General features: G+C 69.7%; 18 protein-coding genes. 11 read left to right on the top strand and 7 right to left on the bottom strand.

What is annotated here, in order from left to right:
* Positions 1-285 precede the first annotated feature (285 nt).
* Positions 286-738 (top strand): MerR family transcriptional regulator, encoded by a 453-nt coding sequence (locus ABD366_RS41325; protein ID WP_324776980.1) that lies wholly within the window; start codon positions 286-288, stop codon positions 736-738.
* 54 nt (positions 739-792) lie between these two features.
* On the opposite strand, the gene ABD366_RS41320 is transcribed toward ABD366_RS41325, so the two are convergent.
* Positions 793-1938 carry an acyl-CoA dehydrogenase family protein gene (locus tag ABD366_RS41320; RefSeq protein ID WP_324776982.1) on the bottom strand — a complete coding sequence of 382 codons (1146 nt, stop codon included), beginning with the start codon at positions 1936-1938 and terminating at the stop codon, positions 793-795.
* An 89-nt stretch (positions 1939-2027) separates the two neighbouring features.
* Between ABD366_RS41320 and ABD366_RS41315 the strand changes: the two genes are divergently transcribed.
* Positions 2028-2630, top strand: a complete 603-nt coding sequence (locus tag ABD366_RS41315) for a TetR/AcrR family transcriptional regulator (protein ID WP_324776983.1) — start codon at positions 2028-2030, stop codon at positions 2628-2630.
* On the opposite strand, the gene ABD366_RS41310 is transcribed toward ABD366_RS41315, so the two are convergent.
* Complete coding sequence (locus ABD366_RS41310) at positions 2516-3646, bottom strand: ScbA/BarX family gamma-butyrolactone biosynthesis protein (protein ID WP_324776985.1); 1131 nt, start codon at positions 3644-3646, stop codon at positions 2516-2518. The two genes, ABD366_RS41315 and ABD366_RS41310, sit on opposite strands and share 115 nt — an antisense overlap.
* A gap of 111 nt (positions 3647-3757) precedes the next feature.
* On the opposite strand from ABD366_RS41310, the gene ABD366_RS41305 reads away from it, so the two are divergent.
* From ABD366_RS41305 to ABD366_RS41290, 4 genes are all read left to right on the top strand, one after another.
* On the top strand, positions 3758-4423 hold the full coding sequence (locus ABD366_RS41305; protein ID WP_324776987.1) for a ScbR family autoregulator-binding transcription factor: 666 nt from the start codon (positions 3758-3760) through the stop codon (positions 4421-4423).
* Positions 4424-4849: 426 nt separating this feature from the next.
* On the top strand, positions 4850-5884 hold the full coding sequence (locus tag ABD366_RS41300; protein WP_425577043.1) for a bifunctional DNA primase/polymerase: 1035 nt from the start codon (positions 4850-4852) through the stop codon (positions 5882-5884).
* Complete coding sequence (locus ABD366_RS41295; RefSeq protein ID WP_411293910.1) at positions 5881-7392, top strand: DNA primase family protein; 1512 nt, start codon at positions 5881-5883, stop codon at positions 7390-7392. The genes ABD366_RS41300 and ABD366_RS41295 overlap by 4 nt, the downstream gene beginning before the upstream one ends.
* Positions 7389-7793, top strand: a complete 405-nt coding sequence (locus ABD366_RS41290; RefSeq protein WP_324776991.1) for a DUF6009 family protein — start codon at positions 7389-7391, stop codon at positions 7791-7793. Before ABD366_RS41295 ends, ABD366_RS41290 begins: the two co-directional genes overlap by 4 nt.
* A gap of 641 nt (positions 7794-8434) precedes the next feature.
* On the opposite strand, the gene ABD366_RS41285 is transcribed toward ABD366_RS41290, so the two are convergent.
* On the bottom strand, positions 8435-8746 hold the full coding sequence (locus ABD366_RS41285; protein ID WP_324776993.1) for a replication initiation protein, RepL2: 312 nt from the start codon (positions 8744-8746) through the stop codon (positions 8435-8437).
* Complete coding sequence (locus ABD366_RS41280; protein WP_324776995.1) at positions 8743-9195, bottom strand: MarR family transcriptional regulator; 453 nt, start codon at positions 9193-9195, stop codon at positions 8743-8745. Before ABD366_RS41280 ends, ABD366_RS41285 begins: the two co-directional genes overlap by 4 nt.
* Before the next feature lie 949 nt (positions 9196-10144).
* On the opposite strand from ABD366_RS41280, the gene ABD366_RS41275 reads away from it, so the two are divergent.
* Positions 10145-10813: a DUF4097 family beta strand repeat-containing protein gene (locus ABD366_RS41275; protein ID WP_324776997.1), complete on the top strand. Its 669-nt coding sequence runs from the start codon at positions 10145-10147 to the stop codon at positions 10811-10813.
* Between the two features lie 90 nt (positions 10814-10903).
* Positions 10904-11512, top strand: a complete 609-nt coding sequence (locus tag ABD366_RS41270) for a GtrA family protein (RefSeq protein WP_324776999.1) — start codon at positions 10904-10906, stop codon at positions 11510-11512.
* Positions 11513-11618: 106 nt separating this feature from the next.
* Here the strand turns inward: ABD366_RS41270 and ABD366_RS41265 are convergent, their stop codons facing one another.
* Positions 11619-12515 carry an aromatic prenyltransferase gene (locus ABD366_RS41265; RefSeq protein WP_324777001.1) on the bottom strand — a complete coding sequence of 299 codons (897 nt, stop codon included), beginning with the start codon at positions 12513-12515 and terminating at the stop codon, positions 11619-11621.
* 222 nt (positions 12516-12737) lie between these two features.
* Between ABD366_RS41265 and ABD366_RS41260 the strand changes: the two genes are divergently transcribed.
* Together ABD366_RS41260 and ABD366_RS41255 are read left to right on the top strand one after the other, a co-directional pair.
* Complete coding sequence (locus ABD366_RS41260) at positions 12738-13805, top strand: methyltransferase (protein ID WP_324777003.1); 1068 nt, start codon at positions 12738-12740, stop codon at positions 13803-13805.
* 140 nt (positions 13806-13945) lie between these two features.
* Positions 13946-15439: a multicopper oxidase family protein gene (locus ABD366_RS41255; RefSeq protein WP_324777005.1), complete on the top strand. Its 1494-nt coding sequence runs from the start codon at positions 13946-13948 to the stop codon at positions 15437-15439.
* Positions 15440-15467: 28 nt separating this feature from the next.
* Here the strand turns inward: ABD366_RS41255 and ABD366_RS41250 are convergent, their stop codons facing one another.
* Positions 15468-15791 (bottom strand): 2Fe-2S iron-sulfur cluster-binding protein, encoded by a 324-nt coding sequence (locus tag ABD366_RS41250; RefSeq protein ID WP_324777007.1) that lies wholly within the window; start codon positions 15789-15791, stop codon positions 15468-15470.
* A 198-nt stretch (positions 15792-15989) separates the two neighbouring features.
* On the bottom strand, positions 15990-16892 hold the full coding sequence (locus ABD366_RS41245; RefSeq protein ID WP_324777009.1) for a LysR family transcriptional regulator: 903 nt from the start codon (positions 16890-16892) through the stop codon (positions 15990-15992).
* A 222-nt stretch (positions 16893-17114) separates the two neighbouring features.
* Here ABD366_RS41245 and ABD366_RS41240 point away from each other — a divergent pair, with 222 nt between their 5' ends.
* Entirely contained in the window at positions 17115-18422 is a 1308-nt protein-coding gene (locus ABD366_RS41240; protein WP_324777010.1) for a cytochrome ubiquinol oxidase subunit I, read from the top strand.
* Positions 18423-18463 lie beyond the last annotated feature (41 nt).

Genomic DNA, 18463 nt, shown 5'->3' with positions numbered 1-18463 from the left:
TACGCTCCATGGCCCGCCGCTCACCCACTCACCCGCCCCCACGCCAGGTCGCGGCGAAGGCGACGGTTGTGGTTGCGGTTGCGCTGCGGGCCCTCATAAAATACCTTTACGAAGGAATCAAAACTGCCCGGACCTGTCGGCCCGGACTCCCACGGCTCGCGCACGCGCGCCCGCCGGCAGCGGTGCGCACCGCGTGCCCCACGCCTCGCTCCGCCGGACCGGCCACCCGGCAGCAGCGCATCCAGCACGCCCAGAGCACGCATCTTCCGAGCAAAGGACGCCCGTATGCCCTCCACATCGCGGCCCACCACCTACACGCGGGACGACCTGGCCCGCATCGCAGGGCTCACCCCGGACGTGCTGCGCTGGTTCGAGGACGAGGGCCTGATCGACCTCGGCTCCGACGCCGCGCCGGCCGGAGGCGACCGGGTCTACCATCCGGCCCACCTTCGCTGGCTGGAGTTCCTCAACCACCTGCGCAGCACAGGCATGCCGCTGGCGGAGATGACCCAGTACATGGAACTGACCCGGGGCGGTGACGCCACGGTCGCCGAGCGGCGGCATCTGCTGGAGGTGCATCGCGCGCGAGCGGGCGCCCAGGTGGAGGGCATGACGGCGACCCTGCGCCAACTGGACTGGAAGATCAGCTTCTACCGCGAGCGGGAGCGGGCGATGAGCGCCGGTCCTGCCCCGGCGGCCCGGACGGCCACGCGCCGTGCGGCGCCGGCGCGGAGGTAGCCGGCCGTGCCGCACCTCCACGCACCGCCGCCGCCGGCCGTCTCCCGGCCGTCCTCACCGCTCTCCGTCCGTCGCGGCCGCGGCGAAGGCCGTGGCCGCCCCCTCGACGCGCAGCACCGCATGCGCGGCCACCGTGTGCACGTCCCTCCACATCCGGTGCAGTTCCCCGCGCGCGTCGAGCATGTGGGACCCGCCGCGCATCAGCTCCCCCACCGCGTCGGCCAGCATCTGCGCCGCGACCGCGGCGTCCCGCTGGTTCGACGCGACCAGCACGCCGGTGACCGTCCCGGCGTCGGCGCGCCGGGCCGCACGCTCCAGCAGCAGACCGGCCGCCTCGATCCGCGCCGACGCGGTCGCCAGGGTGGTGGCGAGGGCGGGGGCCGCCGCGCGGACACGGCCGGTGCTGCCCGACGGCGTCACGGCCCAGTGCGTCCACAGCTGCAGCGCCCGGCGGGCCGCCCCGTACGCGGTGGCGCAGAACATGAGGCCGCCGGCCAGCTGGGCGGGCGCGGCATGGCTGCGGGAGCGTCCGGGCGCGCTCCGTCCGGCGAGCATCTCGGCCAGGTCCAAGGTCAGGTGGTCGGGGACATGCACGTCACGGGCGAGGACCGTGTGTCCGGCGGTGGCGCGCAGGCCGACGGCGTCCCAGGTCTCCTCGATGACGAGCCGGTCGGCGGGGACGGCGAAGACCCGCAGGGCGGGGCCGGCAGTGTCCGCTTCGGCGGCCGCCAGCAGAACCCACTCTGCGTGGGTGACGGCGCTGACGGGTTGCCAGGTCCCGTCGAGGGTCCAGCCGGAGGCGGTTCTGCGTGCCGTGCCGGAGGGCGGGGCGATCGCCGCGGCGATGCGGGTACGGGGCGAATGCCGCCAGATCTCCTGCTGTCCCGCCTCGGGCAGGTAGGCGCAGAATCTGCCGTGGGCGGCCCACAGGGCCGCGCACCATGCGGCCGACGGGCAGTGCTCGGCCAGCAGGGCCACGTCGCTCAGCAGTTGCGCGAAGGTCGACTCGGCGCCGCCCCAGCGTGCGGGCACGAAGTGCGCGGGCAGGCCGGCTCGGCAGAGGGCCTCGACCGTCGCGGGATCCAGCCGCTGTTCGGCGTCGGCCCGGGCCGCGTCCGCGCGGGCCAGAGCGGCGGCGTCCGTCAGGGGCGTGGTGACAGCGGTGAGGTCGTCGACGGGTACAGAAACGGTGGAGGACACAGCTCTTCTCCTAAAATTCTGTTCAAAAAATTCATTTGAGAACGTATAAAAGAGATGTCAGGATCGCATCGGGCCGCGAGGAGCCGCTGGTGAAGCAGGAACGGTCGAAGCGCACCCATGAGTTGGTGCTCGATGCCGCGGCGGTGGAGTTCGCCGCGCACGGCTACCTCGGAGCCAATGTTCAGCGGGTGGCCGAGCACACGGGCCTGACCAAGGGGGCGGTGTACGGGCACTTCGGCTCCAAGGACGCGCTGGCCCAGGCCCTCATCGCGCATCTGGAGGCGAGCGTCGAGCGGCTGGTCGCGCAGGTGCAGAAGGATCAGAGCCCGGCGGCCGGGCTGCCCGCGGTACGCGAGGCCGCTCTGCTGCTCGCCGACGAGCTGACCTCCGACGTACGCAGCGGTGCGGCACTGCGCCTGACGGTGGAACAGGCACTGTCGCGCACGCAGGAACCGCCGGCCTTCGCGGCCCTGCGTGCGTTCATCGAGAGTGCTCTGCAGCGCGCCGAGCACGACAGCGGGCAGCGGCTGCCGACATCACTGCTGGCCGAGTTCGTACTGATCCTGCTGGTGGGCGCCTACTTCATCGCGCCGACGGCCCGCGAGGGCTTGTCGGAGAGTGTGCGCAGCCTGTGGGACATCCTCTTGGCCCCGGCGTCCAGCAGGCTCTCGACCTGGGCGGCGGAGGCCTGAGCGGGGACGGTGGCCCGGCGCCGCACCGCGGGAGCGGTGGACTGCCAGGTGGCGGTGAACTCGGCGACGACGGCGTCGTTCTGGACCAGGTCGACGCGGGCGTCGAACCGTCGCTGCGCGCCTGTGGCGACCAGCGGCCGGCGGGGGACGACGTACAGAGGAATGTCGAGCTCCGCGAAGGCGTGGAAGGTGCCGGTGGCGCCGACCATCTGGTAGCGGCACCGCTCGCTGTCGTCGGTGGCACGCTGCTCGGCGTGGCCGACCTGCCGGATCGACTCCAGCATCACCATCATGGGCAGGTGGTCGCTGGGGTGGTCGAAGTAGATAGCGTGCTGCTGGTCCACGAGGATCTGCCACAGACCGTTGCCGCCGAGACCCACGACGCTGTCCTTCGGCCGCTGACGGCCCACCGAGACCGCGGGCAGTGTCCGAGGGGCCGCCTCGGGCGGGAGCACGCCCGCCGCCGGTCTGTCCCGCCCGCGCAGACGTGCGTACAGGCGCTTGTCCATCGTGGCGACCTGGAGCGAACCGCGTCCGCAGGCCAGGCCGTTGATGAGCAGCGTCGCTTCCACGTGCAGACCGAAGCGGTGCGGTGCGCGGCACTCGGAGGTCCAGCGCCAGGTCACCTCCAGCTCCACGTCATGGGGTGTGCCGTTCGTGCGCAGGGCCTCGAGGTCGGTTATCTCGAACGCGCTGGTGTTGCCGAGGAACTGATGGGAGAGCGGTATGCCGTGGTGCGCGTGGGCCAGATAGACCATGGCCTGGCGGAGGGTCTCGGCGAAGAGCAGCGGGTCGCTGACGGCGCCGGCCCCGGGGCCGTAGAGCGCGTGGTCGCGCGGCCACTGCGCGGCGACGCGGAAGGTGTCCTCCCCCGTGCGGACGGCGTCGGTGATGAAGACTTCCGCGATGGCCGCCCGGTGGACCAGGTGCCGGGGCACCGGCTGGGCGTAGGACAAGGGCCGTACCTGTGGTTCAAGGGGCATCTCGGAGGCGTCCCCCAGCACATCCAACTGCATTACTGACTCCAATCAGCTACAGGACGCGTTACAATACCTTCACGCAGGTATATTTCAAGAGGGTGTCCACTTCGGCACTCTGCGTCAGGCCACCAAGAGCGAGGAAGCCCGATGGACTCTGCCCAGCCGACGAAGATGTCAGCCAAGGCATCGACCGGCACCCGCGGACGCCCCGTCAAGGAGCTCAAGCAGGAGCGCGCCGTGCGTACCCGGGGGGTGGTGCTGGCCGCGGCGGCACGGGCCTTCGCCGAGCGGGGTTTCCCGCCGGTGACCGTGCAGGACGTCGCCGAGCTGGCCGGCATGACCAAGGGGGCGGTCTACTTCCACTTCGCGAACAAGGAAGCCCTCGCCCAGGCGGTCGCCAACGACTTCTACACGTACCTCGACTCCATCGCCACCGCGGTCCAGGCGGAGGCGCTGTCCCCGCTGCACACCGTCCGGCAGCTCCTGCTGCGCACCGCGCGCGCCTTTCGCGACAACATGACCATCCAGGCGGGCGCCAGGCTGCAGATCGAGCGGGCGTACATCGGCATCGACATGCCGGTCCCCTACGTGGGCTACCAGAGCATGGTCACCACGGCACTGCGCGAGGCGGTGGAGGCCGGGGAGATGCCCGCGGCCACCGACCCCGAGGTACTGGCCCGTGTCATCGTCTCCGCCTTCTTCGGCGCCCAGCACATCTCCGGCATCCTGAACAACCGGCAGGACATCGCCGACCGCGTCGAGGAGATCCTCGCCACCGTGCTGCCCACGGCTCCGCGCCCGGTGCGGGACTGAACAGGCGTCAGAATTATTGAAACCTTCGCGTAGGTATGATTAGCTGATGCCGTTCGACGGGGTCGAATCCCGCCATGGCCGCAGCGTTGCGGCCGACCGCGCACGGGCCCGCTGCCTCGCCCAATGCGCCGCTTCGGGGAAAGAGTCGCTTGAGTCGCTCGCGCGTCAGGCGCGTTGCCACAGAAGTGACGAACAGCGACCCAAGCGACGCACGATCACACCTGCGGCCCCACAACACTCCCGTTGCGGCCGAGTCGCCGCGACCAGCTTCCGCCAGGCGTTAGCCTGTGCGCACAACATGTTCCGATGTTGGGTCGCTTCGGTCGCTGGAAAGGTCGCTACATGCTGGATGAGCTGGGATTTCCCCCCAGTTGCTCAGTAGCTGACGCAGCGGCCCCACCGCCCGGCTCCGCGCTCGAGTCGGCTCTGGCCTGCGCGGCGCGCGGCTGGCCCGTCCTTCCGCTGGCTCCCGGCCGCAAGACCCCGGCGGCCAACTGCGCGCGCTGCCAGGGCTCCGGTCACTCCCCCGCCTCGTGCGAATGCATCACCGCCGGTCGCTGGTGCCACGGTTTTCACGCGGCGACCGACGACGCGGACCGCATCCGTCGCTGGTGGCGCTCGCAGCCCCGTTTCGGGGTGGGGGTGGCGTGTGGAGCGGCCGGCCTGCTCGTCCTCGACATCGACGCCCACGAGACGCCCCTGCCCCAGCGTGAGCGACTCCTGCCCGGCATCGCGATCGGGGAGCACGTGCGCCTGGACGGCCTGCGGCACGGCTTCCACAGCCTGGCCCTGCTCGCCGCGCTGCGGCAGGAGAAGGACCCCGTCGACGACGCCGGCACGCTGCGGGTGCGGACCCCCAGCGGCGGTCTGCACGTGTGGTACCGGACGCGCCCGGGTCAGACCTGGCTGTGCTCGACCGGGTCCAGCCCCCGCAGAGCCCTGGCCTGGCAGGTGGACGTCCGCGCGCAGGGCGGCTACATCGTGGCGCCCGGCACCGTCACCCCCGGCGGCCGCTACCAGGTCCTCGCCGGCAGCCCCTCCCCCGCTCCCCTGCCCGGCTGGCTCGAGACCGAACTGACCCGTACCGGCCACCGGCCCGCGCCACTGCCCCGCCAGAGCACCGGGCATCCCACTCCGTTCAGGGCACGTCAGGCGGTCATCGCCGCGGGGGCCGGCCGGGACAGCGCCGGCCGTGTCCTGGCGGCCGCGCTCGCCACGGTCGCCGACTGCCGGGCCACTCCTGAAGGGGCGTCCTTCACGGAGAAACTCAACCGGGCCGCCTTCACCACCGGCGGCCTGGTCGCCGCCGGGCACCTGCCTCACCATGCGGCCGAGACCGTACTCCTGCAGGTCGCCGAACATGCCCGTCCCGGACAGCAGAGCCGTTGTGCCTCCGTCATCCGTGCAGGCCTCGCGGCAGGCATGCGACGCCCACTCGTCCTGAAAGACGACCGCCCGTGAACCACAACGACCATGGCGACGGGCTGTTCGACCCGGCGGCCATCGCCCAGCAGATCCTCAACCCGCCCGCCGTGCCCGCCCAGACGCAGTCCTCCCCCACGCCGACGTCCGCGGCGGCGACCTCCCACGGGCTGCTGCCCGATTCCCTGAGCGACCGGGGCAACGCGAAGCTCTTCGTCCACCTCTACGGCCGCGACTTCCGGCACGTGCCCGGCCTGGGCTGGTACCGCTGGTCGGGCTTCCGGTGGGAGGTCGACGAGGACGACGCGGTTCTGTGGGCGGCCGGTGAGATGGCCGAGTCGCTCACCGAGGAGGACCCGAGCGGGCGCCACTCGTCGACGGTGCTGCGCCGCCACCGTCGCCGCGCACTGTCGACGTCCGGGATGAAGGCCATGCTGATGCAGGCGAAGTCGGCGCCGGGCATGGTGCTCAACGCGTCCCTGCTGGATGCCGACCCGTACGCGCTGTGCACCCCCGACGGAGTCGTCGACCTGCGCACCGGCATGCTGCAGAGCCCCGACCCGGAGAAGCACCTGCACTCGCGCTCCACCGCACTCGCGCCCCGGGCGATGAAGGCCCCCCGCTGGCAGCACTTCCTGCGCGACACCTTCGGCGAGGACGCCGACGGCCAGGAAATGATCAACTTCCTGCATCTGCTGCTGGGTTACTCCATCACCGGCGATGTCGGCGGGCAGATCATGCCGTTCCTGTACGGGCAGGGAAAGAACGGCAAGAGCGTGCTGCTCGACGTGATGGTCAAGCTGCTCGGCGACTACGCCGACGCCGCGCCGCCCGGATTCCTGATGGCCAAGCCGTTCGAGGGCCACCCCACCGACCTGGCCGAACTGCACGGCAGGCGCATCATCGTCTGCTCCGAGCTCAAGCCGGGCGACCGCTTCGACGAGGCACGCGTCAAGCTCCTCACCGGCGGGGACCGGATCAAGGCCCGCCGGATGCGGCAGGACTTCTTCTCCTTCACCCCCACGCACAAACTGTGGCTGCTGGGCAACCACCGCCCCGAGGTGAACACCGGCGGTTACGCGTTCTGGCGCCGCATGAAGCTGATCCCCTTCGAGCGGATCGTCGCCGACCACCGGAAGGTCGACAACCTCGCCGATGTCCTGGTCACGGAGGAGGGCCCGGGGATCCTGCACTGGCTCATCACCGGCGCCCACCGCTACCTCAACGGCGAGAAGGACCTGACCGGACCGCAGCAGGTCCGCACCGCCACCACCGCCTACGCCGAGACCGAGGACCACACCGGACGCTTCCTCACCGAGTGCTGCACCATGGAACCCGCGAGGCGGGCGGAACAGGCCCAGCTGTACGCGTCCTACAAGCACTGGTGCTCGCTCGAGGGAGCCAACCCGGTCTCTTCCCGCGCTTTCGCGGCCCGGGTACGGGAGACGGTCGGCCTCTCCTCCCCCAAAGAAATGATCTTGTCTAACCAGCGGAAGTACTATCCGGGCATCGGGCTGAACGCCGAGGCGGAGGGAACAAGAACATGAGCTCCCTGATCGAGACCAGCCAGATCGCCCATGAGACGGACCTGGTCTGGCTGGAGGACATCGCTCCCCTCGACTACGTCCGTCAGAGCCTGGACCGGCTCCCCACGCGGCGCGGCAAACCGGCCTACCACCGCGACGGACGCATGGTCGGCTACGCGATCCTGTCCCGCGATGCCCGGGCGTCACGGGCCTCGGGAACCTTCCTGCGCAGGGTGTTCTGGCTCCTGCCCCACGACAGGGACCAACAGCCCGAGGGGCTCTACGCCTCGGCCGCGCCCTCGGAGGCGGTCGACCCCCGCACGCTCGGAGCCGGCACCAAGGGCTACAAGACCGAGCGTTCCGAAGGCGGCCCGCCCTCGGACGCGATGCGTGAACTCGGCATAGAGCTACCGAAGAGCTGACCGCGACCGCGCAGCGACCGAACGAACGCACCGTTCCGCGCGCGGAATGCGGGCGACTGGGGTCAGCTACCGAAGGAACAGCGACGTTCGCCGTTCGGTAGCTGACCCCAGTCGCTTATAGAAACCCCAGGTCAGAGCAGGTATAGCCGCAGTGATAGCGACCGTAGCGACTGAAGGCCGGAATTATAACGACACACTGATGTGCGCGTGCGTGTCATAGATAGGAGGCTTCAGTCGCTTCAGTCGCTTTTCGGGGTGCCACACCGCTCTGAACTGGTGTTTTGCTGTCACGGGGTACAGCGACCGAAGATGCAGCGACCGAGCGACGGTCAGGCATACCGAGTCGGGTGTCCGGTGACGGGTGTCCGGCGTCGGGGCAATGAGCGTCAAGCCGGAAAACGCTGCGTTCTCGCGTCAGTCCCGGTGATCTTCGGCTGCGTACCGCTGCTAGACATGACCTGCGCAGTACAGGCCATGCTGTCGCGCTTGCCGCGCCGCCCCCATTCGGCGTCGCGGAAGGGGGGCCGGGCCCGGACCCCGCCCGGCGCCCCGCCCCCTCATGTACGTGAGGTCAATGAAAGCCGCCCCGAGGAGCGGTCCTCATTGACCTCACGTACATGAGCCGCGCTCGGCGGAACCGTTCAGGTTGCCCGGCGCAGGGGCACGACGACGTGCGCGCCGGTGCTCTTCTGGCTGAGCCGGTAGTAGCTGATGTGCGCGAGCCGCTCGGACTCCTCGAGCCAGCCGGCTTCGACGACCTGGCGCCGGGTGCGTGAGAACACCGTCGGGGACATGCCGACGAGCTTGGCCAGGTTGGCGCCCGTCTCGATGACGGCACCGGCCCGGTCGGTGGGGTGCATCGCGTAGAGCATGACGACCAGGCGCTGGTTCGCGGTCATGCCCGAAGTGCGATGCAGGACGTCAAGGAGCTTCTGCTTCTCGTCGTTGTTCACTGGGCCTCCCACCGCGCCGGGGTCAGGTTCTGGAATCCGGGGATCTCCGGCGGGTTGCACGACTTGATCGCTTCCCGCTGCTCGATCCCGGTGCCGTGAAAGGCAATGTACGGGCTGATCCGGTACAGCCTGTAGTTGCCGATGCGTCCGCGCTCGATCAGGATCCGCCGCTTGAGCAGCTTCCGGTTGATCTTTCCGACGGCGTCCGCGGTCATGCCGACCCGTTTGGCGATGTCCGCGCCGGTCGCCCGGAGCGGTGCCATGCCCTCGGGAGAGACTCCGATCCACCACAGGACCAGGAACTTCTGGCTCGGGGTGAAGTCCTTGCTCTCGGTGATCGCTTCCACCCGGGCCTTGTCGACCTGGGTGTGGCCGCCGGTGAAGGCATAGGGCGCATAGGGGACCGCCTCGCCGGTGTCGGCGTCGACCAGTCTGCGTGCCGCTCCCAACAGGCCCTCCATCGCTGGGCGTTGCCTCTGTGTACATGAACTCCGGCTCTGAGGCCGACCAGATGTACTTAACGTACATGAGCACTGAGTCCATCAAGTGCGCCTGGGGGGCGTGTCGCTCAACTCCGCGTCGACCGTTCCCAGGGCCTTTCGCCCCGCTGGACAGGGGGTTCCTCATGAACGTCACGTTCATCTACTCAGTTCCTGTGGCAGTGCTGCCGGTTCCTGAGACATGGGCACAACGGTCCTGAGAACTGGGTGCCACGTTCCTGTGAACGTGGTGGCAGTTGCTGGGAACTGGGTGCCAGTTCGGCAGATCTTGGTGGCGATGACTGTTTGCGCAGGTCAGGCGGCGATTGAGGGCGGCGCCCTCTTTAGCAGTAGGACACGCTGTGCCCGACTGCCCCAACCCGCCTGGCCTCGGCCCGCACAGGCGGTTCGCGCGCTTCTCCGTGCCCGGCGCACAGGGCGCGTCGCCGTCCGGGACCACCGCCTGCCGATCGACTCGACTCTTGATCACTACCCCCGACCCCGGCCCGCGAAAGCAAGCCAGGACGCGGCCGCGGCCGACGGCTCACCCGCCATGTATGCCTCGGCCCGCCACCGCCGGGCCCAGCCACGCTGATCCATCACGGCCCCTGCGCACCCGCGGTCGCGTACGCACCTGGTGGCCCCGTCGGTTCACCGCAGGCCCCCCGGGGCCGAGGATGCGCCGACCCCTGGGCGCGGAGAGCGCGGCGGCCGGCCTGAATGACGTTCACTGCATGTCATTGCAATGGAGCACGGGTCGTACGTTGCGTTATGCGCAGCGTCATTGCAACACTTTAGCTGCTCTGACCTGCGTTAACTGTGCTGTAGTGCAATAAAGACGTTGCCAATATGTCGAACGCAACGTAGCGTTTCGGTTGTCAGAAACAAGCGGCAGCAACGAACAACCGAGGAGCACACCATGCAGAAGTTCGACACCCCCGCCCCGGTCCTCACCGTTCTCGACATCCCCGCAGGTCGCATCCAGTTCGTCGCCGCCGACCGGGCCGACACCACCGTCGAGGTCCTGCCCGCGGACTCCTCGAAGAGCCGCGATGTGCAGGCCGCCGAGGAGATCGTGGTCGGGTACGGCGACGGGGTCCTGCGCATCGGGGCCCCGGAGGCGAAGAACCGGCTCCTCGGGCACTCCGGATCCGTCACGGTCACCGTGCGGCTGCCCGCAGGCTCCCGCGTCGAGGCGAAGGCGGCCGACGCCGAACTCCGTAGCTCGGGACGCCTCGGCGACGTCACCTTCGAGGGTGCGCAGGCCAGGGTCGAGTTCGACGAGGTGGACGGCGCGCGGCTGAAGGTCATGGCGGGCGACGTATCGGTCCGGCGCCTGGCCGGCTCGGCCGAGATCAGCACCCAGAAGGGCGACATCACCCTCGCCGAGGCCGTACAGGGCACGGTCACCCTGCGCACCGAGTCCGGCGCGATCTCCGTCGGCGCCGCCTCCGGTGTCTCCGCCGCCCTGGACGCCGCTACCTCGTACGGCCGGGTCCACAACGCGCTGAAGAACGCCGACGGAACCCCTGGCCTGAACATCCACGCCAGCACGTCCTACGGCGACATCACCGCACGCAGCCTCTGAGGTCCTGTCTTTGAGGTCCTGTCTTTGAGGGCCGAGGCCACCACCGACTCAGCCCCGCCCATAGATCCGACTCCCCGAAAGGACGCCGCCATGAAGTCGCCGCTCGCACAGACCACCGCCCCGGCGGCGTCCGAGGGGCCCGGCCCGCTCGCCTCGTTCCTGCGGTTCGTGGTCCTCGGTGGCGGCGTCGGCGTCCTTTCCAGCCTCGCCGTGGCAGTGGTGGCCACGACCGTGCCCTGGGCGGTCGCGAACGCGCTCATCACCCTCGTCTCCACCCTGCTGTGCACCGAACTCCACGCCCGTTTCACCTTCGGCAAAGGGCGCAGTGCCGGATGGCGGGAGCACTGGCAGTCCGCGGGGTCGGCGAGCGCCGCCTATCTGGTGACCGGCGTCGCCGTGTACGTCCTGCACCTGCTGCAGTCCTCCCCCGGCGCGCTGACCGAGCAGATCGTCTACCTCAGCGCCTCCGGCCTGGCCGGTGCGGGCCGCTTCCTCGCCCTGCGGCTCTACGTCTTCGCCGCCCGCCGCCAGACCCGGAGCACGCCTCCCCCGGTGCGGCGCACTGTGCCGCAGTTCACCCTGCCGGGGCCGCGGGTGCGGAACAACGGCGTACCGCGCGTCGTTCTGATGAGTGTGGCTGCGGAGGGGACAGTGTCCCCGGGCCTCACCTATAGCCCATGGGGAAGATCGTTCGGCTGAAGCCCCATGGAGCCTTTCGCCGAGAGGCGACCGCCCTCCGCGTGCCACACCTCTACGGCCCTGGCTGGTCTCCCCCGTCCAGCCAGGGCTCTTTCATGGGTCCCCGTCAGGCAGCGGTGCGGACCCTGTCGTGGGTCACCGCGGCCATCCGGTGGTAGGACGCGAGCTTGTAGTACTCCTCGGCGGGCGACACGGCCCCGGCATAGACGAGGACGCGGTCACCGTCGTACGCGTACGGCGCATGCGCGGCGAACATGCCGAGCTTGGGCTCGATACGGGCCGGAAGCGCCGCGGGGTCCGTGGTCCTCGTCGAGAAGCAGAGCCGCTCGACCTTGGAGGAGTCCCAACCGAAAGTGGGATACAGCGCTGCCGAGGTGCCGGCGAACTCCAGGAACTGTTCACTGGGCTCCGGCAGTCCGAACTCCCGGAGCATCGACGTGACGGCGGCAGGTCCGACGTGCTGCGGGGACAGCCCGTTGAAGTACACGTTCCAGGACCTGCGGGCGTAGTCGACGGCGACGGCGGAGACCTTGTCGCCCAGGCCGTGGTCGGCGAACGCCCCCATCTGGTCGGACAGTGCGCGTGGCATGGACGGGACGGCGGCGAGGTCGGCCAGGGACTGCAGTTCGCCGAGCGGGAAGAAGGCGTACGCCTTGTTGAAGCCGCGGGTGACGCCGTAGTCGACGCCGAAGGACTGAAGGGGGAAGCGCTCCTGGATCTCGGTGAACAGGGAGCGGATCGGGTGGTCCGTCTCGTCCACGAGCCCGTGTGCCAGAGCCCTCGCCCGGGGGTCCCCGGCACCGGGCGGCGTCATGAAGTCGAAGGAGAGGTCCCCCACGCGGCCCTTGCTGGTCACGATGTTGAAGACGACGGGGTCGGTGATCAGGTCCTGGAAGGCGGTCAGGACCGGCGACATCTTCTCGCGCGAGCAGGCTATGCCGAGCAGCCCGGCTGCCTCCGCCGTGGCCGCGTACAGACCTTCAAGATCAGCTTTCTCGGACATCGCAGTCCCCCAACGTCGATACGGAGCGGCGGAACGGTGTGGGCCTGGCAGCCTGCCGCCGGGCCCGATCCTGGCCCCGGCGCCTAGGGACCCGGTCGAGAAGCGCTGCACGGCCGCGGGAGCCCCGGCAGCGGCTGTTCACGCGGTGCTCGAGCGGGATGCGACCGGCCGGACCGAAGTTGGTGGGTGCATCTCGGACGGACGAGAGAAGGAAGCTGGCCGATGACAGGCGCTCACCCCGGCACGGACGTGGCACGCACGGCGTCCGACCCCTCCCAGGTCACCGGCGACCTGCTCGAACTCGCCCTGGGCTACGTGTATTCGGCGGCGCTGCACAGCGCCGCGCGGTTCGGCATCGCCGACCATCTGACGGACCGCCCCCGCACGGCCGGGGAACTCGCCGAGGCCGTGGGCGCCCACGCGCCCCACCTGTACCGGATGCTGCGGTTCCTCGCCACGAAGGGGGTGTTCCGCGAGGACGAGACGGGACGCTTCCACCTCACCCCCCTCGCCGAGCCGCTGCGCACGGACGCCGAGCGGTCGCTACGCGACTACATCAAGGTGCGGGGCGAGGCCCCGTTCTGGGAATCGGCGGGCCACCTCCACGAGGGAGTGCGCACCGGGACCACCGCCTTCGAAGCGCTGCACGGCATCCCCTTCTACGACCACGTCGCCGCCGACCGGGAGTTCGGCACAGCCTTCAACTCCAGCATGGCGGCGTTCTCCGAGGCCCTGAGCAACGACATCGCGGAAGCCTGCGACTTCTCGGGGGCCAGGAGCGTCGTCGACGTGGGCGGTGGGCGCGGCGGGCTGTTGCGCTCGGTCCTGCGGCACAACCCGCAGCTCACTGGAGTCCTCGTCGACCTGGAGAACGTGGTGGCAGGGCATGTCCTCGACACCTCGGAGCTGAAGGGGCGCTGGCGGGCCGAGGCCGGGGACTTCTTCGTCTCCCTGCCGTCCGGCGCCGACGTCTACCTCCTCAAGCACGTCCTGGCCAGTTGGCCGGACGAGCAGTGTCTGCGCATCCTGCGCACGTGCCGCGCCGCCATGCCGGAACATGGACGGCTGCTGGTCGTCAACGCGATGATCCCCGACGGCAACGAGCCCCACCCCGGCAAGACGGTCGACATGCTGATGATGACCGTGCTGAACGGGCGGAGCCGGACCCGCGCCGAGTACGAGGCGCTGCTCGCCGCCGCCGGGTTCGAGGTCACCGGCCTGCTGGAGCCGTCGCCGCACGCGTCGGTCCTCGAGGCGGCCGTCGACCGGGGCGCCGTCGTCGGCGGCTGACGCTGCGCCGGGCCGCACCCCGACGTCTCCCTCACTTCCTCCACTGCGGCTCCAGAGTTCTCAAAGCGGTGCAAAGCAATGCTGTGCGGGAGGAGTTCTTCTCATCCTCCGCACCGGCAGCACCTCTTGGGGGAACAGACATGATGCAGCGCAGAACCGTCCTCTTGTCCGGGGCGGCTCTCACCGGCGCCATAGGCGGGGCGGGCCTGTTGGTGCCCGCCCTCTCCAGCCCCGCCGAGGCCACCGATCCGCCCGCGGCCGGCGACCTGGACCCGGCCTCCGTCCCGCAGTTCCAGCAGGCGATGCCGGTGCCCGGGACGCTGAGACCGACGGCCGTCTCCGGTACCACCGACTACTACGCGATGACCATGAAGGAGGTGGACGCGGAGATCCTGCCGGGACGCAAGACCCTCGTCCGCACTTTCGACGGCAGTTTCCCCGGACCCGTCATCAAGGCGGTCTCCGGCCGGCGCGTCGTGGTCAGGCAGACCAACCGGCTGACCGTACCCGCCTCGGTCCATCTGCACGGCGCCCACGTCCCCCAGAGCAGCGACGGCTCCCCCATGGACCTCGTCGCCACCGGTGGCGGGACGAAGACGTACACGTATCCCAACAGCCAGCCGCACGCGAACCTGTGGTTCCACGACCACACCCACCACCAGGAGTCGGAGACCGTCTACCGCGGCCTCACCGGCCTGTACCTGCTCACCGACGCCACCGAGCAGAGGCTGAACCTGCCCTCGGGCTCCTACGACGTGCCGATCTCGCTGCGGGACGCCCGCTTCGACGCCGATGGCCAGCTCGCGTACTCCATGGGCGACGTGAAGCGCACCGTGCTGCTGGCCAACGGCAAGGCGTGGCCGTACTTCGAGGTCGCCGCCCGTAAGTACCGCTTCCGGCTGTTCAACACGTCCAACATGCGGTTCTTCGTGCTGAAGCTGTCCGACAGCTCGCCCTTCCAGCTGATCGGCTCGGACGGCGGGCTGCTGGAGAAGCCGCTCGAGGTGGACTCCGTGGCGCTCTCCCCCGGCGAGCGCGCCGACATCGTCGTCGACTTCTCGCGGTACGCCGCGGGCACCACGCTCGTCCTCGACAACACCCGGCCGCTGCGGCCCGACGATCCCGTGGAGCAGCTCGGCAAGGTCCTGCAGTTCCGGGTCGGCGGCCCGGCCGCTGACACCAGCACCGTGCCCGCCACCCTGCGCACTCTGCCCGCCCTGCCGGCCGCCACGGTCGACCGCAGCATCGAGCTGAGCATGGACGAGACCGGCGCGACGCAGGACGCCTACATCAACGGCAGACCGTACGACATGGACCGCGTCGACACCGAGGTCGAGTACGGGGCCACCGAGATCTGGACCGTGCACAACGCCAGCACCCGCATGCCGCACAACTTCCATATCCACCTGGTGCAGTTCCGTGTGCTGGAGCGCGGTGGACGGCCCGTCACCTCCGGGCTCGAGAGCGGGCTGAAGGACACCGTGCCTCTGCAGCCCGGGGAGACGGTCAAGATCCAGGCCACGTTCACCGGGTACGAGGGGACGTACGTGTACCACTGCCACATGTTCGACCACGCGGCGATGGGCATGATGGCCAACTTCCGTGTGCGCAGGACCCGCGGCAATGCCGGCTGAGCGGCCCGCGTGTGCGGGCGCGGTGGCGTCAGTTCTGGTACTCGGGGGTGTGCACGATCAGGCCGTCCATCGCCTCGGTCACCTCCAGCCGGCAGCTGAGGCGGCTGGTGGGCCGGCGGGCGCAGACGGTGAAGTCGAGCATCTCGTCCTCGCCCGGCAGCCGGTCCGCCAGCCGGTCGAGGCTCGTCTCGTCCACATAGACATGGCAGGTCGCGCACTGCATGTTGCCGCCGCACTGGGCGACGATGCCGTCGACGTCGTTGATGACGGCGCCGCGCATGACGCTCGTCCCGACGGGGACGTCGACGGTCCGCTCGGCGCCGGTCACGGAGACATAAGTGATCTTGGGCATGGGAGAACTCCGAAAGGGTGGAGTACCGCTCGAGAACGGGTCGGGAGCGGGTGGGGGACGCGACACCCTCACCACGCTCGCCGTCACGGGCCGGCCGTCCGGACGACGACGCCCGGGGCCGGGGAGACGGGACTGTACCCAAGCATGTTCTCGGGGCAGCGTCCAGGACCGCTCGAGGACCACTGGAGTCCGAGTCGACTACGGCCGGGGCAGGCGGTGTGTCATGAAGGGGCGGGAGCCGAGGAACTCCCTGAATTTGAGGGCGGCTTCGGACAGGTAGGCGTCGCGGCGCCAGACCAGGGTGAGCACGCGGGAACAGGCGGGGGCGTCCACGTGGACCCACGTCACCGGCACCCGGGTCTCGGTGCCGGCCTGCCGGGACATCGCCGGGATGAGCCCGATACCGAGGCCGGCGCTGATCAGGACCTGGCTGGCGCCCGGCTCGTCGCCCTCGCAGGAGAGCGTCGGAGAGAGTCCTTCGGCGGCGAACAGGCGGTCCAGGAGGGTGCGTTGCCAGTGGCCCTTGCGCGTGGTGACGAACGGCTCGTCGGCCATCTCCCGGACCGTCACGCTCTCCCGCCCGTCGAAGCGGTGCCCGCGCGGTACGGCGAGCAGCACCTCTTCACGGGTGAGCTCGGCCGACTCCAGGTCAGAGCCGGTGAGCGGCTGTGAGGCGACGCAGAAGTCGACCTCGCCCACCCGTAATTGGCGCTGCATCTCCTCCGCGTTCGACTGGAAGAGCCGGACGTCGGCGCGGGGGTGGGCGGCGCGGAAGCTGCCGAGCACCGTGGTGATGGTCAGCAGGGTCTCGCAGGCGATGCCGACCCGGCCGAGCCCCAGCTCACCGGCGGCGCGTACGGCCTTGATGCCGTCGTCGAGCCCGCTGAGGCTGCGGTCGACGTGGCGCAGGAACATCGCTCCGTACGCGTTGAGTCTGATGCCACGGCCGTGCCGCTCGAACAGCGGGGAGCCGAGCTCGGCCTCCAGGCGCGCGATGGTGCGGCTGACCGAGGGCTGGGCGACGCCCAGTTCCTCGGCGGCGCGGCTGATGTGCTCGAAACGCGCGACGGTCTGGAAGTAGCGCAGCTGCAGCAGATCCATGATCAACCCTTATTCATGCCTACTGAGGCATCGTCCCATGGCAAAACCGGTCTTGGAAGTGCATAGCCGGATGGCTCTACGTTCTCATCCAGGGTCACCGCACAGGCGACGGGCCGCTGGGTCCGGCTCCTGTACACGCGACGCGAGGGCCCGCCTGCTCCACCTCCCACCTCCCCCTTCCCCTCGCACTCCCACTCCCACTTCGACGAGAAAGGCACTGCCGTGAGCGCTGCGGATCTGGCCCGGCTGCAGTTCGCGGCCACCACCGGAATCCACTGGCTGTTCGTGATCCTCACCATGGGACTCGTGCCGCTCGTGGCCGTCATGCACACCCGGGCCGCGTACACCCGTGACCCCGTCAAGCGAGCCGTGCGGGAGCGCATGACGCGGTTCTGGGGCCAGCTGTACGTCATCAACTACGCGGTCGGCATCGTCACCGGTCTCGTCATGGAGTTCCAGTTCGGGCTCAGCTGGAGCGGTCTGAGCAAGTTCGCCGGCAACGTCTTCGGCGCCCCGCTGGCTCTCGAGACGCTGATCGCCTTCTTCGCCGAGTCCACCTTCCTCGGCATGTGGATCTTCGGCTGGGGACGGCTGAGCCGGGGCGTGCACACGACGCTGATCTGGCTGGTCGCCCTGACCGCGTACGCCTCCGGGTACTGGATCCTCGTCGCCAACGGCTTCATGCAGCACCCCGTCGGCTACGAAGTCCGCGACGGCGCCGCCTACCTGACCGACTTCGGGGCCCTGCTGACCAACTCCAGCGCGCTGGTCGCCCTCGGCCACATCGCGCTCGCCGCGTTCACCACCGGCGGCGTCTTCCTGCTCGGCATCAGCGCCTGGCACCTCGCCCGCGGGACCAAGGAGACCGAGCTGTTCCGCGGTTCGATGCGGCTGGGCGCCTGGGTCGCCATGGTGGCCTCCTTCTTCGTCATCATCGTCGGTGAGCTGCAGAAACCGATCATCGAACGCACCCAGCCCATGAAGTACGCCGTCATGGAGGACTCCGGTGTCGCCGAAGCGCAGCGCCGGCTCGTCGAGCAGCACGGCCCGGGTGACTACGTACCGCCGGAGGGCTGGATCCATCTGTCGATGGACTCGATGACGATCATCGGCAACACCATCTCCACCATCGCGCTGATCGCGGTCATCCTGCTGTGGAAGGACTGGCTGGTGCGCTGGCGCCCGGTGGCCTATCTGATGACCGCGATGATCCCGTTCGCCTTCATCGCCTCCATCGGCGGCTGGGTCGTGCGCGAGGTGGGCCGTCAGCCCTGGCTCGTCTACGGCGAGCTGTCGGTCGAGGACGCGCTGTCCCCCGTCGGCCGGACCTCGCTGATCATCTCCTGCACCGTGTTCATCGCGGTCTTCGTCGGGCTTGCGGTGACCAACTGGACCCTGATCACGCGCTACGCGCTGCGCGGCCCGGACGCCACCCAGCTCGGCGCGCCCGAACCGCTTCCCGACGACGACCTGCCGGAGCAGACCCCGGACGGCGCGGATCCGGTCGGACAGCCGGTCCACGCCTTCTGAACAGGCCCCCTCCCGCGAACCGCCCTACACATAAGGAAGTT

Source organism: Streptomyces kunmingensis (assembly GCF_039533535.1).
Lineage (GTDB): Bacteria > Actinomycetota > Actinomycetes > Streptomycetales > Streptomycetaceae > Streptomyces > Streptomyces kunmingensis.
The sequence above is the reverse complement of the archived record's forward strand: the minus strand, read 5'-3'. Positions and strand labels throughout refer to the sequence as shown.

Coding starts and splice junctions, on each gene's coding strand:
- ABD366_RS41325 (WP_324776980.1), top strand. CDS start 286: ATGCCCTCCACATCGCGGCCCACCACCTACACGCGGGACGACCTGGCC.
- ABD366_RS41310 (WP_324776985.1), bottom strand. CDS start 3,646: ATGCAGTTGGATGTGCTGGGGGACGCCTCCGAGATGCCCCTTGAACCA.
- ABD366_RS41305 (WP_324776987.1), top strand. CDS start 3,758: ATGGACTCTGCCCAGCCGACGAAGATGTCAGCCAAGGCATCGACCGGC.
- ABD366_RS41290 (WP_324776991.1), top strand. CDS start 7,389: ATGAGCTCCCTGATCGAGACCAGCCAGATCGCCCATGAGACGGACCTG.
- ABD366_RS41275 (WP_324776997.1), top strand. CDS start 10,145: ATGCAGAAGTTCGACACCCCCGCCCCGGTCCTCACCGTTCTCGACATC.
- ABD366_RS41270 (WP_324776999.1), top strand. CDS start 10,904: ATGAAGTCGCCGCTCGCACAGACCACCGCCCCGGCGGCGTCCGAGGGG.
- ABD366_RS41265 (WP_324777001.1), bottom strand. CDS start 12,515: ATGTCCGAGAAAGCTGATCTTGAAGGTCTGTACGCGGCCACGGCGGAG.
- ABD366_RS41260 (WP_324777003.1), top strand. CDS start 12,738: ATGACAGGCGCTCACCCCGGCACGGACGTGGCACGCACGGCGTCCGAC.
- ABD366_RS41255 (WP_324777005.1), top strand. CDS start 13,946: ATGATGCAGCGCAGAACCGTCCTCTTGTCCGGGGCGGCTCTCACCGGC.
- ABD366_RS41250 (WP_324777007.1), bottom strand. CDS start 15,791: ATGCCCAAGATCACTTATGTCTCCGTGACCGGCGCCGAGCGGACCGTC.
- ABD366_RS41245 (WP_324777009.1), bottom strand. CDS start 16,892: ATGGATCTGCTGCAGCTGCGCTACTTCCAGACCGTCGCGCGTTTCGAG.